At 51.1% G+C, this 401-nt stretch carries 1 protein-coding gene; it reads left to right on the forward strand.

Features of this window, described 5'->3' with window-relative positions:
- The coding region (locus ACTHSP_RS22390) for a toprim domain-containing protein (RefSeq protein ID WP_440347059.1) at positions 1-401 on the forward strand (401 nt) is incomplete at both ends.

The following is a 401-nucleotide window of genomic DNA, read 5'->3' on the forward strand; positions in this document are numbered from 1 at the left end:
TATGAAGGGCGTGCTGCCGTAAAAGAGGCTGGACGGATTTTGGTGGTCGAAGGCTACATGGACGTGGTCGCATTGGCTCAGTTCGGCGTCGGCTACGGCGTAGCGGCTTTAGGTACGGCAACCACGGCGGAACACGTCAAAATCCTGATGCGTCAGGCCGACAGTATTTATTTTTGTTTTGATGGCGACAGCGCGGGACGTAAAGCGGCTTGGCGCGCGCTGGAAAATGCGTTACCACAATTAAAAGACGATAAATCGCTGCATTTTTTATTCTTACCCGAAGAACACGACCCAGACAGCTACATCCGCGCCTATGGCAAGACGCAATTTGAAGATGCCTTGTTAAACCAAAGCAAGCCCCTATCCGAATACTTTTGGGAACATCTTTCAGACGGCCTCAA

Source organism: Neisseria sp. P0001.S005, from assembly GCF_051963715.1.